13 protein-coding genes are annotated in these 18,273 nt (G+C 45.8%); 4 read left to right on the top strand and 9 right to left on the bottom strand.

Going from position 1 to position 18,273, the window contains the following annotated elements; translation table 11 throughout:
* Positions 1-588: 588 nt before the first annotated feature.
* Positions 589-930, top strand: a complete 342-nt coding sequence (locus ABWW54_RS05635; protein ID WP_353411031.1) for a hypothetical protein — start codon at positions 589-591, stop codon at positions 928-930.
* Between the two features lie 29 nt (positions 931-959).
* Positions 960-1,814, top strand: a complete 855-nt coding sequence (locus ABWW54_RS05630) for a hypothetical protein (protein WP_353411029.1) — start codon at positions 960-962, stop codon at positions 1,812-1,814.
* An 11-nt stretch (positions 1,815-1,825) separates the two neighbouring features.
* Here the strand turns inward: ABWW54_RS05630 and ABWW54_RS05625 are convergent, their stop codons facing one another.
* Entirely contained in the window at positions 1,826-4,567 is a 2,742-nt protein-coding gene (locus ABWW54_RS05625) for a tetratricopeptide repeat protein (RefSeq protein WP_353411027.1), read from the bottom strand.
* 2 nt (positions 4,568-4,569) lie between these two features.
* A complete protein-coding gene (locus tag ABWW54_RS05620) occupies positions 4,570-5,124 on the bottom strand; it encodes an ECF-type sigma factor (protein WP_353411025.1) in 555 nt (184 codons plus the stop codon).
* A 151-nt stretch (positions 5,125-5,275) separates the two neighbouring features.
* Between ABWW54_RS05620 and ABWW54_RS05615 the strand changes: the two genes are divergently transcribed.
* Positions 5,276-7,093 carry a hypothetical protein gene (locus tag ABWW54_RS05615; RefSeq protein ID WP_353411023.1) on the top strand — a complete coding sequence of 606 codons (1,818 nt, stop codon included), beginning with the start codon at positions 5,276-5,278 and terminating at the stop codon, positions 7,091-7,093.
* Positions 7,094-7,142: 49 nt separating this feature from the next.
* Here ABWW54_RS05615 and ABWW54_RS05610 read toward each other — a convergent pair whose 3' ends face one another.
* On the bottom strand, positions 7,143-7,760 hold the full coding sequence (locus tag ABWW54_RS05610; RefSeq protein ID WP_353411021.1) for a LysE family translocator: 618 nt from the start codon (positions 7,758-7,760) through the stop codon (positions 7,143-7,145).
* Between the two features lie 106 nt (positions 7,761-7,866).
* Here ABWW54_RS05610 and ABWW54_RS05605 point away from each other — a divergent pair, with 106 nt between their 5' ends.
* Positions 7,867-8,766 (top strand): LysR family transcriptional regulator, encoded by a 900-nt coding sequence (locus ABWW54_RS05605; RefSeq protein ID WP_353411019.1) that lies wholly within the window; start codon positions 7,867-7,869, stop codon positions 8,764-8,766.
* A gap of 88 nt (positions 8,767-8,854) precedes the next feature.
* Here ABWW54_RS05605 and ABWW54_RS05600 read toward each other — a convergent pair whose 3' ends face one another.
* From ABWW54_RS05600 to ABWW54_RS05575, 6 genes are all read right to left on the bottom strand, one after another.
* Positions 8,855-11,530 carry a glycoside hydrolase family 16 protein gene (locus tag ABWW54_RS05600; RefSeq protein ID WP_353411017.1) on the bottom strand — a complete coding sequence of 892 codons (2,676 nt, stop codon included), beginning with the start codon at positions 11,528-11,530 and terminating at the stop codon, positions 8,855-8,857.
* A 226-nt stretch (positions 11,531-11,756) separates the two neighbouring features.
* Entirely contained in the window at positions 11,757-13,166 is a 1,410-nt protein-coding gene (locus tag ABWW54_RS05595; RefSeq protein ID WP_353411015.1) for a sugar porter family MFS transporter, read from the bottom strand.
* A 63-nt stretch (positions 13,167-13,229) separates the two neighbouring features.
* Entirely contained in the window at positions 13,230-14,648 is a 1,419-nt protein-coding gene (locus tag ABWW54_RS05590) for a family 16 glycosylhydrolase (RefSeq protein WP_353411013.1), read from the bottom strand.
* A 229-nt stretch (positions 14,649-14,877) separates the two neighbouring features.
* Positions 14,878-16,362, bottom strand: a complete 1,485-nt coding sequence (locus ABWW54_RS05585; protein ID WP_353411011.1) for a tryptophan halogenase family protein — start codon at positions 16,360-16,362, stop codon at positions 14,878-14,880.
* 52 nt (positions 16,363-16,414) lie between these two features.
* Positions 16,415-17,416 (bottom strand): cupin-like domain-containing protein, encoded by a 1,002-nt coding sequence (locus ABWW54_RS05580; protein ID WP_353411009.1) that lies wholly within the window; start codon positions 17,414-17,416, stop codon positions 16,415-16,417.
* 35 nt (positions 17,417-17,451) lie between these two features.
* Positions 17,452-18,177, bottom strand: a complete 726-nt coding sequence (locus ABWW54_RS05575; protein WP_353411007.1) for a SapC family protein — start codon at positions 18,175-18,177, stop codon at positions 17,452-17,454.
* Positions 18,178-18,273 lie beyond the last annotated feature (96 nt).

Raw genomic sequence — 18,273 nt, 5'->3', positions numbered from 1 at the left:
GATTACCGTTACATCTCTAATGCAAGGAGGAAGAAAGTAGTGAATAGACTAGCCGACGACAACCCGGTGAATGGCGATCGACGATTCAAACAATCCATCTGTTTCTGACATAGACCTGTCGGAAAAGACAGCATTAGATAGCCAAGAATGTGACCAGAAAATCCAAAAAATAAGAATTACCCATCAAACGGAAATCAATGAGAACAACACTTGAAAGCGATAACTTGTTTGACCCTACCCACTAAGCCTACACTCATACTCTTTTGAAAAGCAATTGTCATAATTTGACAAGGTCAATGTGGAGCCATAACAGCCACTGACACTTATTGTTAGTGGCTTTATTATCCACTCGAAAAAGTAACGTGACCTCTGATGTCCGTATTTATTGCCATAACCGGTTTAGGTAACTAAGAAACCCTTATATTACAAGCGGTGAATCTCGGTCTCAATTGAGTCCGCGCCATCATCTGAGCCATCAAATTGGAGAAAACATGCATTCTACGTCACCCTACTCAACTTCCGTCATACGAGTTGCTTTTGATAATCAGGCCATCCATGTGGATGAATCCGTCATAAGGAGGTCCTGACATGTTCGCGTATTTTCGATTCGCCGTATTAGCAACGCTTCTGGTTAGCGTTTTCACGCCATTAATGGCAAAACAGAATCTAAGCAAAAGCCAAAACGACGCTAAGGAAATCATGGATCGAAAATTTCAAATAGCGTACAGCAAAGAACTAGAACGCCAATTCCCTGCAGCATTGATTAAAATTACAGCCAATTGCAAAGCATCGACGACATGCGCGAACGGAGTGACTCTATCTTGTCAGGCGCAAGGCGAACACACCTCATGCTACTCTGACCGCTATGGTACGAGCTGTTTCAGATTAACTCAACGTGGCAACATTGTCGGTTCACTAGCCCCTTGCTAAGCAATTAATATTCATTAAAACAATACCTTATGATTAACACTAAAAGCAAAACCTACTCACTTTCAGCTATCATTATCTTCCTATTTTTGCCTTTTAATTTGATGGCTCAAACGGACTCATTCACTTCTGGACCGTCGGATGGTTGTCCAAGCGAATTTAAATCAGACGCTGGCTTAAAAGTCTGTGGCACCAAGGGATTTGACAAGCCATCCTTCAAGCGAAAGCGCGCAAATACTGACTGCGGTAACACCTATCTACAGCTAGGTCATAGTCAACTATGCGTTCTGGATACCAAGCTAACAAGAATCAAATACCACAATGATCGCCTTATGGTGACGAAAGCTAAAAAGAAAGCTTGTGGTAAGAATTTCATTCGCCTACCAAATCACAAAGCCTGCGTTCACAAACGAGTCGGCTTAACCTTAGTTGACTCGCAGGTCAGTTTTCAACAAACACGCAAGCTCGAGTGTAATTCAAAAAACCCAGAATCAGACTCATGCAAAATCAAGTGCGCACCGGGCTTCTTTCGATCACCAGAAATTGGGTTATGCGTCGACTACCACTCAGTCTTGAACAGCACCAAACGCCTCAGCAACAAAAAGTGCAAAAACCCAAAACATTGGAAAAAGCTCGATAATTCAGGGATTTGCGTACCAAAAATGATCTTAAGTCTGGAACAAAACTCAACGGGAGGTTTCGAACTTCGCCCCAATGAAGATACCTTATCCGTTTGCGAAGACGGTGCTGAGATTCAGATAACAAGTCTTGTATTGAGCCCAGCTACGGAGGACGAAAATCAACCTCCGGCCTCTTCGGACTTAAACCTAACTTCAAACATTCAACCGGTCATGTTCTGTATGGTAAGGCCGCGTCCACCCAAGTAACAACCAATCTCCTACAGAGACGCTAACCGAGCTCGCGCCATCGTCAATACATCAGTGACAGCAACGGCGCGAGAGGAAGAGCTACTCTCTAAGACGACAATTGAATTACGTAAATGAGACCTCGCTTGGCTAAGCTGTTCGTTCTGCGCGTGGGCCAGCCCAAGAACTGCCTGAGATTGCCCGATTAAACTGTGGCCCACCGGCAGCCTCTTACTACGGGTAGTAAACGCTTTTCTCGCATACTCGATTGATCGGTTCGTTTTATTGAGGCGCAATAGCGTTTGTGCATAGCCAGTCTCTGCTACGGCTAACCGCAAATCATTTCCGGCAAGTTGCTCCATCGCCCGTTCATAATTAATTAGGGCTTTTTCATAAAAACCTTGGCGATACGCCCAACGTGCTTGACTGCAACTACCCAAGCCCAGCGTAATATTCCCAGCGTTCACTGAACTATAGTGGTGACTCATTTGTTCTAATGCCGTCTTCGCCTCATCGTATTCACCCTTATCGATCAGCACACTCCCTAATTGTCGATATGCGTTGCCTGTCATTAAACTGGGTTTCAAAAAATTCGCCTCTCGAATAATGAGAGCCTCTCTGAGCTCTTTTTCAGCCTGCTCAATATCACCCTGATGCTGGATCAAAACACCTAAGTTACGTTTGCTGTTGGCAAGGTCAGGGTGATTTTCGCCCAATATTTGGACTTGCAATAAAATAGCCCTATCAATATAGGGTCTCGCCTCATCAAAATGTTCTAGCTTTACTAATACGTTTGCCAAACTGACTAAATATAGGGAAAAGAAGGGATGGGTATCACCCGTGGTACGCTCTTGTAACTCAATCACTGCTTTCATGTGATCACTGGCCTCTTGTAATCGACCTTGAGTAATTCGAATTGTGGCCAAATTGCTCAGAGCATTTGCGTATTGTTCATGATGTGTAAGCTTGCCCCCTTTTAACAACTCAACGGACTGGCTAATTCTACGCTCGGCCTCAAGAAGCTGGCCTCGATCTAGTAGAAGCACGCCATAACCATTGTACGTTTCAGCGAGATTCGCTATAAAACGTTCTTCCGTTTTGTTATCAGCAAAACGACTGTTCTGTAAATTAAGACTTTCTATATAGAGCTGTTCAGCCTCACTGTGAGCCGCTGTTTGATTGTAAATAACCGCGAGATTAGTCAGCGTCTTGGCGAGGTCTAATTCATTGCCCCCGCTTTCCAACTTTTGCTTTACCAAGGCAAGTTCTAGCGTAGTCCTGCTCTCTTCGATCTGCCCTTGGCTATAATAGATTTCGCCTATGGACGTTAGCATTCTGGCCTGGATTGACGGGCTGATGCCAGAATCCCCCTCCATTTTTTCCATGCCTTGCTCTAACAATTGGTTGGCGGTGATTGTATTGATCCCTGAGACATTAGGATCAGCCGCTTTGAACATATCGACCATGAAATCAGCCACCGATTGTGCCTTCTGCCGTTCGAAGTCGCTTTGAGTTAGCGCGGCTGCAATCTTTTTCGATTGAATCGATGTTGTTATCGCGTAAGCCGCCAGCATTACAACGAAAAGGCCTGTAACGGAAACGGCGGATCGATAACGACGCAACCACTTCTTAGCGTGATAAGTGGAACTTTGAGATAAGCTGGAAATGGGACGATGATCAACGTAAGCATCGAAGTCAGCCACGACCTCAGCCATGGAGGCATAACGCTCATTCTGGTGGGTGCGCAACATGGTAAGTAAAATCGCGTCTAACTCACCTCGCAACGATTTTGACCAGGACGCGGCACCAACTCCGCTGGACAATAAGCCTGCATTGGCATCAACCGCTTGGCTGGGTTTGACAGGCTCCTTCTCACAAATCGCACTCACCAACTCCCCTACCGATTCTGATGCATCAAAATGCACTTGCCGTCCCGTAAACAGCAGGTAGGCCACCAATCCTAACTGGTATACGTCAGTAGACACAGTAATTGGTAAATTCAGTACTTGTTCGGGTGCAGCGTACCCCGGCGTCATTAGCTGTTCCTCTGTGCGCGTCAGATTTAAATCTACTTCACCGACCAACTTAGCAATACCAAAATCCAACAGTTTCACCTCGCCTTCAGGCGTCACCAAAATATTTGATGGCTTGATGTCTCTATGCACAATTAGCTGACTGTGGGCGTGCTGCAGAGCCGTAGCCACCTGCCTAACAAGTCGAAGTCTAATAGCAAGACCTAGCTGATTCTCATTGCAATAGTTGTCTATGGGCATACCGTCAACGTATTCCATGATCAGGTAAGGTAGCCCGGCGGCACTCATTCCACCGCCATAAAGGGTTGCGATATTCGGATGCTCAAGATTGGCAAGCAATTGCTGTTCTTGACGAAAGCGTTGTCTAGACTTGGTTCTGGCTTGCCATTGAGGTAACAGCTTAATCGCAACCTGTTGAGTAAAATCACCCTGATCTCGTTCAGCGCGATACACAACGCCCATGCCACCAACACCAATTCGCTCGCGAAGACGGTACCCTTCGATATCCGGAAGATCCTGCTCCGAAGATGTGTTAGAAAGAGAAGCCATTGCGGGACTATCTAAAAAAGTCATACTGCGATCTTCAAACGCCAAGACCTGCATGACCTCATCATACAAAAGCACATCATCGCCGCTGGCTTTACGTGCATACTCCTCCTGCTCTGCCGGCGCCAGATCAAATAAAGCATCCACCACCGCTTGGATTTTTTCCCAACGTTCTGGTGTAACGTCTAGAGCCATTTCTAGACAGCCAGTGCTTGAGCAAGCAAAGCCTTGGCCTTATGCCAACTTCGTCGGACCGTCCGATCGGTTACGCCCCAGACTTCCGCAATTTCCAACTCGGTCATGCCTGCAAAAAACTTCATTTCAACCAATTGAGCCAGCTTCGGGTCTAACCTCTCGATCTCTTCAAGCGCATAGCCTACTTCAATAACCTGATCCACTCTTTTTTGGTCATCTGCCAATGTCTGATCGAGTGTCACACGCTGCCAATCCGACCCGCGTTTGAGTGCGTTTTTCGACTCTGCGTAGTTTAAAACTATTTGTCTAATGGCTTTTGACGCCAATGAAAAAAAATGCGCTCTATCAGTAAAGGAGATGGAAGTTGCACCAAGCAGCTTTAGGTACGATTCATTAACCAACGCCGTTGAGGACAGGGTTCCGACGCCCCAACTTCGATGAAGTTGCTTCTTAGCTATCAATCTCAAGTCATTGTAAATAATAGGGTAAAGCTCATCAAGAACGTCTTTCTCGCCCTCTTGGTAAGCGACTAGAAGCTGAGTAATATCGTCGTTCATAACATCCTATAAAGGTTAAATAGACCAAGAAGTAACGTGATGGAATCAATCAACAGACTAGCCATGCGTGAGAGTTTAGTCAATTGGCATGTCCGGATTCAATTCCCTTTTCGGTTAACTCTAATGCAGCTAACCATCATAGGAACTAACAATGAAAACACCAAGGATTTCGAGGCTATCTCATGCCGCACTTTTATTAATATCCAGCGCCTATTTAACAACCGCTCACGCGTATAAGCAAAACGACGTGCGTGAAATCGCTCCGCCAGCTGGAAAAGTGATGATGTTAAGAGGCTACAACTCAACAGATGGAGCGCTCGCCAACGTATGCTTAAAACCGGTCAAAAAAAGTCGAGTAAAGTCATCGGTGGATAACGAGGCTGGTAACTCCAGGCTGGAATACATAACGTCGTTTGAAGAGGTGATGAAAGAGAAAAAAGTGGATGTTAGCGTGGATGTAAAAGTCCGGTTTGGACTTGGAAAGGCTCAAGCCAGCACCGATCTGTCATTCTACGAAAAAAGAAACTCAGAGGCATCTTCTGGCGCCATGTGGGCCTACTATAGCGATAACGAAGCGCCTGAATTTTCTAACCCTTCCGCTAAGTATGAACTCACGGAAGACGCTAAAGCTCTATATAAAAAGGCGATAAAGCGAGGCAGACCCAGCCTGTTTGCAGACTATTGTGGTGATGAAGCGGTGATTGGCTTCAAAAATGGCCGTTATATTGAAGGCTTTCTGTCCAGCAGCTCGATGAAGTCGATGTCGGAAAGTGAAAAGCAAGTCAGAGTCGAAGCGGCCGCAAGCTACATGGGGAGCAGCGGTAGCGCTAAAGTAAATGTTAATGGTCGAAAGTTCTCACGCAAGGAAATGAGTAATCTGCGCATCGAAATGCGCACATCCGGTGATTCGAAAGTGGCCAACGGCGTGAACCTCAAAAGCTTTAGAAACGCTTTTCGAGACTTCCCTAAACAAGCAAAGAAAGACACTCGTGACTTGATTAATGTTTTCGTGATTGATTATAAAGATTTGATTGCCGAATCTGAGTTCGATTTTGGACTCAAAGGGTCCCAACTTAGAAAAGTTAAAACAATCCTTAATGGTCTATCTACGTTGGAGCGCGCGGTAAACACCGCTAAAATTGATACTCGAATTCTTAGACAGAAAAATGCGTCTAAGGTTATTAGCGTAAAGTATGGCATCGGATCAAGCAGCATCAAGATTGGCGGGGCCAAAACATCAACGGCGACCTTGGATCATTTTCGGCGTGAACTTACCTACGTCAAGGCAATTCTACGAGCCAATAAGGGATGCCTTCGTCGAGTTACAAAAGCAAAAAAATGGCCACAAGAATGTCAAAACCTTTATGAGCGTTTTAGTGCATTCAAACCCATTGCCCCCAACAGGTTTAAGCAATTCATGAAAACCGCCTATCTGAGTAAAGGAGTGTGTAAAACAGGTCACAGCATCACCACACCATCCGGAAAACGAATTTGTCGTAAATGTACTGTCGCAAAAGAACCCATATTTCTCAACCAACGTAATGGCCAGTGTGGGTACATCGTGGATGTCAAAGCGCGAGGCAATGGAAAACGGTTATGGGCGCACGACCTAATTCTGAAAAAAGATAAGACGAAGGGTGAGGCAGGCGTATTTTCTCAAAAACTGAGCTACCCCGACTGGTGCAAGAGTAAAGGGGCTGGATGCGGACAAGTGAAAGCCAGACAACTCTGTAAACGCAAGGGATTCAACGACGTAGAGCGATTCAAAATTTGGGACTGGAACCCAAAAAACTCAATCCATCAGTCTCCCTTCTTCACCGAGTATGGTAAAGGAAAACGTTGTTCAAACGACAAAAATAGTTTTTCGAAAAACAGCTGCCGGACTTTCAAATACATTGATTGTTTGAAAGAAAACGGTAAAAAACAAAAGAAACGCAAAATCAACAATAAGAAGAATAACAAGCGGTGATTCGAATGAGCGTCAAACCATTTGTCACCAAGACATTGAGCGCGTTGACCTAAGAAACGCCTTGATTGTACTGAGCGAGAAGTATCAAACTTAGTACAATCAAGCCACTTCCCATAACCCTGTTGAACACTTCAAGCCTAGAATTCCGCCGCAGCATGCTTTGCAATTTTTCACCACAGGCGGCCCAACAGCCTATCGCCACAAAACAAACCACAAAATAAATTGAGACGAACTGTAACAATTTTGCCGTTGAATGCCCTACATTAAACGCCCCTACTCCCGCCATAGACGCAGCCCAAGCTTTAGGGTTTAACCACTGAACAACCATACCGTCATAAAAACTGGGGACGTCCTTTAGGGAAGCTCTGGTTACCGAACCTGAAGTAAACATCCGACAACCTAGGTAGATCATAAACACAGCACCACCGACACTCAAGACCGATCGAAAACGCGACGATTGGTGACCAAGCTCCCCTGCCCCAAATTCCATGGTCAAACCAATGATGAGCAAAAGAAGTGTAAAACCCAATGTTGCACCCAAAACAAAAGGAACGGCTCTCTTTAAACCACAATTCACCCCTATTGAAAGCGAAATCATATTGACCGGGCCTGGTGACGCAGACATTACTAATGAAAAAACAAACATGTTGATAAAGGCGATAATCATAGGTCCTCCGACGTTTTTCTCCATTATAGGAAGAAGCAAATAGTTTAATTAGAGGCTATAATTTAACTTCACTGTTTAATTAAATTGAACAATATAGGTCCACATAATGATTGATGATCTCAAGAGCATCGCCATCTTTGTTGAGGCAATTCGCCAAGGCTCTTTCCGCGGTGCTTCAAGAACACTCGGCTTATCTCCGCCGTCCATAAGTTACAACATAGCTCAACTCGAAAAAAAACTTGAGACCCCACTGATCTATAGAACAACGCGAAGCTTGTCATTAACCGACGCCGGAGAAAGTCTATACATTCATGGTTCTGAAATGTTGGCGTCTTGTGAGAAGGGCCTGAATAAAATTCTACCCGCAGAAGGGAAGCTAAAGGGCAAGCTGACCTTATCGATCACATCCGCACTGATCGAATCCGATTTCAACAACAAACTGTGCGATTTTCAAAGGCGTCATCCCGACGTTGCTCTGGATATTAATTACACTGACGAACAAGAGAACCTCGTCGACCGTCAGGTTGACCTAGCGATTAGAGCTGGCAAGCTCGAAGACAGCACTCTTGTTTGCAAGAGATTAGGTGACATCGAGAGAGTGTTGGTTTGTTCCCCCAGTTACTTAGCATTAAAGCGCACCAATACAGCACCGCAGAATCCAAAGCAACTCCAAAACTGGGATTGGATACCGCTAACGATGATGAATAAAGAGAGACGCTTCTCACAGGCATCAGGGGACACGCAACAAGTGATCATTCATGGAAAAATCACGGTAAATAGTGTGGTTGGGATGACACAGTTGTGCAAAGCCGGAGCAGGTCTGGCCACCCCTCCTGAATCAATGGTTAGGTCAGCGATAGCTCAAGGAGTGCTGGTTGAACCTCTAAAGGATTGGGTAGTTGATCCGATACCTTATTACGCAATTTGGCCCAACACACCTACACCCAATAGACTTACCTTAAGGTTCATCGCTTTTCTTGAACTCGATCATGCAATGAATCAATAGGTTGCAGCCTGTTTACACAACTGTGTGAACAGGCTGCTTCGTCTATCTGGTTGCCTTAGGCTCTGAGAAAAGAGCCTGCGTTACAACCCTATTGGGACTTGATGGAAATATCGTCAAAGTAAAAGGTCCAATCCTCTGGATTAGCTTGCGCATCACCCATGACTCCCAGATCAAAGATCAACGTAATCGCACGCGCGCCGGGACCTTCAACACCGGTAAAATCGAATTCGAGCTCCTGCCAAAACCCTCCGCCCAAATGCGTTGCTGTTACTTCTTCATTAATCCCTTCAAGTTTTAGCAATACCGGCACCGCGCGCGCTGACCATACCTTCATGCTGATAACACTACCATCTGAAAAATCGATCTCATTATTCAGCGCGAGGGTGCTACCCCCGTAAACTGCGCCTGAGTACTTCAACATCAACCCCGCATTGGTGCTGTTGTTTACACTGTCAGCTGCTGGATTACCTACCGCGCGCGCAACCCCTCCTTCGAAGTCTGTAAACAAGTAGGTACTGGCACTATTTTCGAAGTCCACGGGCAATGCGTCACCCGTAGTATCATTTGTCCCGGTAAACCATTGCACATTATCAATTAGGAATTCAGCACCATCTTGATTACCCCATGAAGGAAATATTACCAAGGGCGTATCGACGGTCGTTAGATCGAGCCCACGTTGGACCAAATCACTGATCTTAAAGGAAAAATGTTGCCACACGCCGGTGGTGGGCAAGTTACCCTCAATACTCTGCGTGATCGGTATATCGCCTGTTCCGCAAGGGTAGCCGCAGTCAACTTTGATCATCCAAGGGTTTTCGCTCACGGGTGATGGCGGCGACACCACGTACATATCAAATTCAAGAGTTCCACCAGCGAACGCAGAGAGATCCATTGGGGACGCCGACTGAAAGAAAGTAACTGTGTTGGTATTTGGATCTGAGTCGTAAGCGAGTCGTAATACTCTGTTATCACCTTGAACAACTTCGGAGATACTCACACCAGAACAGCAGTCCATAATATTCCAGTTTGTAATCGAGTCCACATACACGTCCAGCTGATCCCCAATCGGTGCAATAGGCTCTTGTTTAGGAGCTAGGAAGCAAAGCTGATCTTGCTGCCATTCCTCAGGCTCAGTATTGACAGCACACTGCAGGCGTATGTCATCGATTTGAACGTTGGCATGAGTTCCTGAATACTCTAATACAAATAAATTTTGTATGTTAGAGAGATCAACACCGCCACCAGCGGGGTTTGGGTTCGCTAGCAAATCGGCCACACTGACCTTTACTCGTTTCCATTTACCTAGGGCAGGCGCGTTGATCACCACTTCGCCCAGGTTTGGCCAACCACTGTCAAGTTTGACCTTAAACACACTGTCATCAGACGCTTCCAAGACGCGCATTCTAAATTCAATTTCACCATAATTTGCCCAGCCAGAGCCGCCTTGAAGCTCTACGCCTGTTGAGAAGCCGGGAGTTTCGGACATATTTTCTGAACTGAGAAAAACGTTTGAAAGTCCATTAAACGTAATGTCCCACACAGCTCCTCTGCGCCCGCCTAATTCAACGAAACTTTGAATGAGTGAACCTGTCTTATCCTCCCAAAATCCGGGCGCCGGAGTCTGGGTTAGGTCGCTCCCATTTGAGGTCAATAGCAACGGTTCTACGACGTCTGAAAACAAAGCAAATGTGTTAACTCCTGGTTTCCCAAGATCATCATTTACTTCAACTGATTGATCCTCGGTTTTACAGCGCTCAGCTTCGCGATCACTAGAATGCTTGCGTGACCCGTAATGACGATCTCGTTTAGATTTTTTACATTGATAAACACGCACATAGTCCACCAACATCTCTCGATCATCTGACCAGCCACTGTCGGGCATTCCTGGCCAATCACCTCCGGCCGCTAGGTTTAAAATAAGATGAAACTTCTGATCAAATGGCGCTCTTTTATTTGCGACTTTGAATCCCTTCTTTTGACCTTTCCAAATGTAGTTGTACCAGCCATCGGAAGTTTGAGTTTGGTAGTGCTCACCGTCCACATACCAACGAATTTCGTCTTCCTCCCATTCAATGGCATAAACGTGAAAATCGTCCGCAGGGTTGAAATCAGTTTCGAACGTCTGGCCATGATTCTCCCACTGAGGCCATTTCAATCCATAATGCAAGGTACCGTGAACTGCGTTGGGCCATACGCCTAAATTAACGGCTTCCATGATGTCAATTTCGCCACTTTGAGGCCAACCACCGTAGACGTTGTCGGTGGGCAACATCCAAATTGCGGGCCACATGCCTTGACCTCCCGCCACCTTCGCTTTTACCTCTACCCTACCGTACTTGAAATCGAACTTATTTTTGGTTCGTAAACGCGCAGATGTAAATGGTAGCGTCCTTGATACGTCGCTCGGGTCGTAGTTAGGATCATCATCAAACACCCCAGGTCCACTGAAGCTCTCTTCTTTGGCCACTATATGCAGATGTCCGCCTTCAACGTACGAATTTTCAGGTCGGTTTGTATAACATTGCTGTTCATTATTACCGCCTCCAGCACAATTTACCTCATGGGACCACTTTTTGTCTCGGATCTGATCGCCGTTAAACTCATCGCGCCATACCGGTCTCCAGCCATTTTTAAAAAGCGTTTGTTGATGCTTTCGATCCGCTTTATGATCACTGACATTCTTCGATCCAGCGCTCGCAAGACTGGTTGCAAATAATAGCGGTATCACTCCACTCACCAACCAAATTACGTTGGATTTCCTCATAGTATTCTCCTGTGGTTTTGAACAAATGACCCACGCAATCACGCACGAACTCTATATAACGAAAGCAAGATGGACCCCCCTTGCCTAACGCGGTTCGTTTTTGGGTCTGGAGAACGATATGGCCAACGGCATCAAGTCGTCGACTAAATGAATGAATTCCCTATAACTTGGTCGTACAACTAACGGAATACGTCAGTGACATACTTCATATGAGTTACCGGGGCTTTTACCTTTTTACCCACATGTCTTCAATTTCTTCAAGCGTTCGCCCTTTGGTTTCCGGCATTAAGCGCCACACAAAAATAAAGGCGATTACACAAAATCCAGCAAAAATGTAGTATGGCAACGCACCGTTAAACCCATCTTGATTGAATTCACTGCGATTGATAATCGGAAAGCTGCTTGCGACGACACCATTAAAGAGCCATTGAGCACCTACGGCAACGGACATTGCCAAGCTTCGAGCATTGTTAGGAAACATCTCAGACAATACGACCCACACAATTGGCCCCATCGAAAGCGCGAAAGAGCCGACAAAAATGAGAATCGCCACTAACGCAGTTATACCCAGCACCTCGTTTTGAATGGAATACCCGAGGATTGATAGACTGATAATCATTCCGACGGTTCCACACAGATACAGAGGTTTTCTTCCCCATCGGTCCACGGTAAAAATGGCAACAAATGTGAATAGAAGGTTTACCGCCCCCAACCATAGTTGCTGCTTAAGCGCATCTTGAGGCCCATAGCCTAACGCATTGCTGAATATTTCAGCGCCATAATACAAAATGGCGTTAATGCCGGAGGTTTGTTGAAGTATGGAAAGCATTACACCAATGAACGTGGCCAAAGCCAAACCACCGGCCATAAGGCTTTTAATACTGGATATCTGCGACGCTCTTAAGGACCGCTGTATAGAAGTATAGTCCTCTTCGGCCTGTTGTTTAGACTCTGACAACCTGCATAGAACGTTTATAGCCTCTTGCTTCCTCCCTTTTAGGGCTAACCATCGTGGGCTATGTGGAACAAATAACAGTGCCGCAAGAAACACCAAAGCCACCGGCAACTCAGACCAAAACATAACCCGCCAGCCACGCTCTAGATTGTGTTGATAAGCCGTCTGAGTTTCGAGATCAGTCAATGAGGCACTGTCACCGCCACCAATGTAATAGGTCGCTAAAAATACGGCGAAGAAACCGACAACGATGGCTAATTGATAAAGTGACACCATTCTCCCTCTTTGATGAGCTGGTGAAATCTCGGCGATGTACATTGGTGCGGCCATGGATGCAAAACCGATACCAAGGCCACCTACAATTCGGTAAATTACCAGTGAAGTCAGCGAACTCGCAGCACCAGACCCCCAAGCGGAAACGCAAAAGAGTATGGCCGATAGAATCAGTGTGTATTTTCTACTGATTGCATTGGTTAAGTAACCAGCAATTAAAGCGCCGACGAAACAACCATAGAGTGCGCTGCCAACCGCCCACCCTTGTTCGGCAGGCGAAAGCTCAAAATAGTCAGTAAAAAATAGCTGAGTCCCCCCTATCACACCGGTATCAAAACCGAAAAGAAAACCGCCCAGTGCGGCGATAAGTGCAATTCGCACCACAGCGAAGTTAACGGGAGTGTTCATGTTTTAGTCTCTGAATGAATATTGATGAAGAAAAAGCTGGATGGCAGCCTATGCATGTGTGGCTCAATTCGCCGCTTTGTTCTCTGTTTTTTGGTACAACCGAACATAATCGACGAGCATTGCCGTTGGAAATGCGCTGGCATCCGTAGGGCCGCCTGCACCGCCCCATCCGCCACCCACAGCGACATTCATAACAAGATGAAATGGATGATCAAAAGGCCATGAGCGCCAATCTCCACCATCATTTATGTAAGTAAAGTAAATAGCATCATCGTAGAAGACATCGATCCTGTCTGGACTCCATTCCATCGCGTATACGTGAAATCTCTGATCCACCATTTCTGCCTCAACGCTTGCTTTACGTTGTTCGCCATTAACCCAGTAATATGACTTAGTGTGGACTGTTCCGTGGACTCGGTTCATGTCGTAACCGACGTGTTCCATTATGTCGATTTCGCCGGAGTTAGGCCACGCGTCACAGACACTGCTGCCTTGCCAATCGGCTCCCTCGGTACATGTTGTTGCATAAGTGAATGGTGCGGTTGGGAGCATCCACAGGGCCGGCCACGTGCCTTGGCCAGCCGGTAATTTCGCACGCACTTCAATTCTGCCATACAAAAGATCGCCCTTTCTAGCTGAGTGAATTCTTCCGGAAGTATAGGATGCTTTAGCGTATTCTTCTTTATGAGCCTCGATAACCAACCTTCCTTGCTCGACTCGCACGTTCTTTTGCCGTGCAGTGTAGGCCTGCTCCTCACCGTTCACTTTCCCGGCTGGCCAGACATTAAAACTCCACTTTTTAGGATCAGGTGGTCCCGTGTAATCAAATTCATCACCCCAAACCTGACGCCAAACCTCACCGCGCTTGGTCTTCGTTTGCACAATGATCGCACTGAGAATCGGTTCACCAACCACGGGCTCAAGCAGGATGTCTAATCTGCCATCATTTACATCCACGTTCGGTATCATACGAGTGAGAGATGAACGTGGGTTACCATCTCGTGCGAGTAAAATATCGAGGTTAGCGATCACTCTCTCACCTTCAACCAGAACATTAAAGACGCGACCACCAGGTTTACTATCCTCGGGTTCCACAAACTTGAACATCAAATCATATCGGCCATTTTCAATCGATTTTCCAATCTCTAAAGGCCCAGCCCGATAGGTTTTTAACACGGAATCATCTTGCGATCCCTTAATTGCGAAACCCAATAACGTGTGACCTACTGAATTGTCTGCCTGATACTCAATTCCATCGGCACCCAGATAGGCGTGTCCGCCTACGTTAAGAGCCCACACGACAGAATTGAATGATTTATCATCCATCCCCCCTGCTTCGTGAATGGGTTGTTGATGTCTTTCTGCGTTTCTCAAATCTCGCTTGCTGTCAAACACCTGTTTGTTTGGCGCCACTTTCTCTACCGATACGGCCGACGTATGCCCAAGCAATAACAGTACGATTATCAATATTCTTAATAACATAGCAAAAAACCCAGCAGCATCTTACTCAGTAGCCAAAATTTGAGAGGCAAACCCAAGCGAGACAAATCCCACCTATATTGACCTCAATGAATAGCGCACTGTAGAGCCAGCAAGATTGCCTATCGACTAAGTAATGGAATTTTCCGTTAGTTATCCACGAGCAAATTCGTTGAGTAAAAAACGACTCATCAATCAATGGAACATCAAACGAAAACACGCCGCATAGAAACTACGGCGCCTTACAGTAGTGGTTAATAAAATCTTGATGGCTTGGTAATTGGGCGACTAAATGCGTCACGTACTGATCAATGCCCGCCAGAAAAGACGTCAACTCCTGTTCGTCCATCATATTTACAATCGGGTGGTATTGTTCGGGCATAAGCCCCTGCCCTAACATCACTTGAGTCCAAGAGTTTTCGCCAAACAGTTCGGTTGGCACCTTGAATACACGCCCCGTTTGCTTGAATAGTTCGATACGATGCTTTAGCGATTCTGGGATATCCATAGACTTACAGAAACGCCAAAACGGGGTGTCTGATCGGTTCGTTACGTTGTAATGCAAAATGATAAAGTCTCGAATGTTCTCAATTTCGGACGCCATTTGCGAGTTAAATTCATGTACATCTGGCTCCCTAATACCATCGTAGGGAAACATTTGCATTAACCGAGTTATGCTACGTTGAATCAAATGAATACTGGTGGATTCCAACGGTTCAATGAAGCCACTTGATAAGCCCATCGCAACACAGTTTTTATTCCAATGCTTACGGCGAGTTCCAGTTTGAAATTTAAGCACTCTAGGTTCATTAATCGGGGCCCCTTCAATATTATCCATCAACAACTTTTTGCCATCTTCATCAGACAAATAACGGCTACAAAAAACCAGTCCATTACCAACTCGGCTCTGCAGCGGTATACGCCATTGCCATCCTGAATCACGCGCTATTGATCTGGTGTAAGGTATTGGCTCCGTGAGAGATTCGGTCTGCACTGCAACGGCACTGTCCATCGGTAACCAGTGCGACCAATCTTCATAACCGGTGTGTAATGCCTGTTCGATCAACAAGGCTCGAAACCCACTGCAATCAATAAAAAAGTCGCCATCGACAATTTGCGCCGATTCCAAGCCAACTGACTCAATGAAGCCAGTGTCTGGATTCAGGTTTACGTCAACAATCTTCCCTTCTACTCGTTTCGCACCATGCTCTTCTGCCAACTCTCTAAGAAATTGAGCGTACAAGCCGGCATCAATGTGATAGGCGTAATTTAGGCCTTGTTTCGGCGTGACAGCAAACTTATTCTGTTGCGCCGCGACCAATTCTCCACAATATTGGCCAAATTCCTTGGCCAAGCCCAACTTTTGACCTTTTAACCAAAAGTGCTGAAAGCCAGCAGCCCAACAATCTTTTCCAGTAAACCCAAACGAGTGTATGTAATCTTCATTTACATCACGCCAATTTTCAAATGAAATTCCCAATTTAAAGGTTCCATTAACCTTCGAAACAAACTCTTGTTCATTGATTCCCAAAAGTTCATGAAGTTGGATTAAAGTTGGAATGGTGGCTTCTCCCACTCCGACGGTAGGGATGTCATCGGACTCTACCAAAACCACCTCAATGGTTCTTCCAAGAAGCTTCGCCAATGATGCCGCAGCCATCCAACCCGCTGTTCCACCACCGGCAACAACGACTTTATTTATTTTATTGTGTTCCATTTTCCTCTCCCGTGAACGCCGCAACGCTCATGTATTGCTCTATGGCAGGTTACTACTTTAAAAAATGAACTAATCGAGCTTTGATTGCCTTTGCGGCTTTTTCATCAACACCACCCAAAGCACCTCGAGCGTGCTCAGGGATGTGGTCAAAATTGTCAAGATCGTCGTTAAAGACGTATCTCGCGAATATCTCTTTCCAAACCTTCTTCTGCTCTGAGGGTAAGCCACTCATCGTCATAACTGAATGCATTAATGCATTCGCAGGTGCTCCTAAGTACGCGGGTGTAGACCGCCACCAATAGTTCACCAAAACATTGAAATCGTCCAATGCCTGAACATGGTGCCACCACATACTTGGAATGTAGATTGCGTCACCGGCGGTCAATTCGGCGTGGAAGCCCGATTCCAATGCCAGCTCATAGTTCGGGTATTTAGATAGATCAGGGTTGGTGGTGTCAACCAAACTGATGGCCTGACCCGATGGGGTCAGATCTATTGGCCCCACATACAAGTTATCCGCTTGCTCTGGTGGAAACAAAGTGAAACGTCTCCGACCCGCCACGTTGCACGCAACATTGTTCGGAAAATCATAGTGCGCCGCGACTTTACTTTGATTGCCAAACCACAAGCTAACGAGAGGCTCTAGACTGTCTAGTGCCAAATCATTATCTTCTCGAAACCCTGGCAACCAATGATCAATCATGGTTGACCCAACATAGAATGAAGGAGATGGTTCAGGTGAGCTGTTTGCCACAGCGAGTGCCTCTAACACATCGCACAATGGCATTTTAAGGCGATCAAAATTAAACCCGGTAAAGTCGTCATTATAGAAAATTCGACCTTCGATTTTAGGGTCACCTCGATATACCGTTAACGGTAAATTGCGGTCAAACGAGGTAATGTAATCACACAAGTTGTTAGCGCCCTTCGACGCAACTTGAGTTGCAGGCCAGTCTGCAACCAGCCCCCGTAAAACCAGAGGCACACTGGACTCCAAAACCATTTCAGGCACAGTAGACAGGTGCTCACACTCTATTTCTCGTAACTCTTGCAATTTAACGCCCTAAGCAACAACAATTTGTCTGTATGTTACACCGACCGAGTCTTGTTTTTTAAACTAATCAACTGACGAATGCACGAATGAGAAGCAAGAATCATGTACGCAGGTACCAAAAAGCCGTGTTCATTAAACGACTGCATCGTGGAGCCGGACAGGGCTTGCAACTTTTGTTCGTTTATTGTGTAAAACCCAAGAAGTTGGTGAGATGAGCCATCTTCCAAGTCCACATTTAAACTAAACGGCTCCAACAAGTCATGATCCAACAAAGCCTTTACAAATTTTTCGCTGTGTTCATGAGCTTGATGGATGAGCTCTAAAGTTTGGGTAACCTGTTGAAGGTAATTACTGGTTCCGCCATGTTCTAGAAACAATGGTTCTCCATCTACAGTCCCTACCCTAGGGCTAGCCATATCGATCGTGACCACCGCTTTCTTTTCTTTAATATCAGGGCCTTGGTCTTGAAAACCAATTAAAAAAGGCTGTCTACGAATCATCGCAGGCTGGAACGGAGCGGTCCAACCATCCTCATCTAAGAACAGGTTTTCGCCTGGTTCAAACCCAAACAGAGCCACAGGGTAAAACTCTCCAGAATCTCCACTTTTCTGGAAAAAGATAGGGTAATGGCCCTGTACGTTTCGAAACTCGAATGGAAATGTCATCGCAAAGTTCACGCCATCACCCATGTCTGCTGAGTGAGAAACATCTATTCGCAAATCTTTGTGCTCTTCAGGATTGAGCATTACATAATCGGTCATAATTATCCCATTTCAATTTATTCGTCAGTCATGAGACGACTCAACGTTTCTCAATCAACCTCAGTTCACGTAATTAATTAGAGAACTTAAAGGGCC

It is taken from the genome of Arenicella sp. 4NH20-0111 (genome assembly GCF_040366405.1).
GTDB lineage: Bacteria > Pseudomonadota > Gammaproteobacteria > Arenicellales > Arenicellaceae > Arenicella.
The sequence above is the reverse complement of the archived record's forward strand: the minus strand, read 5'-3'. Positions and strand labels throughout refer to the sequence as shown.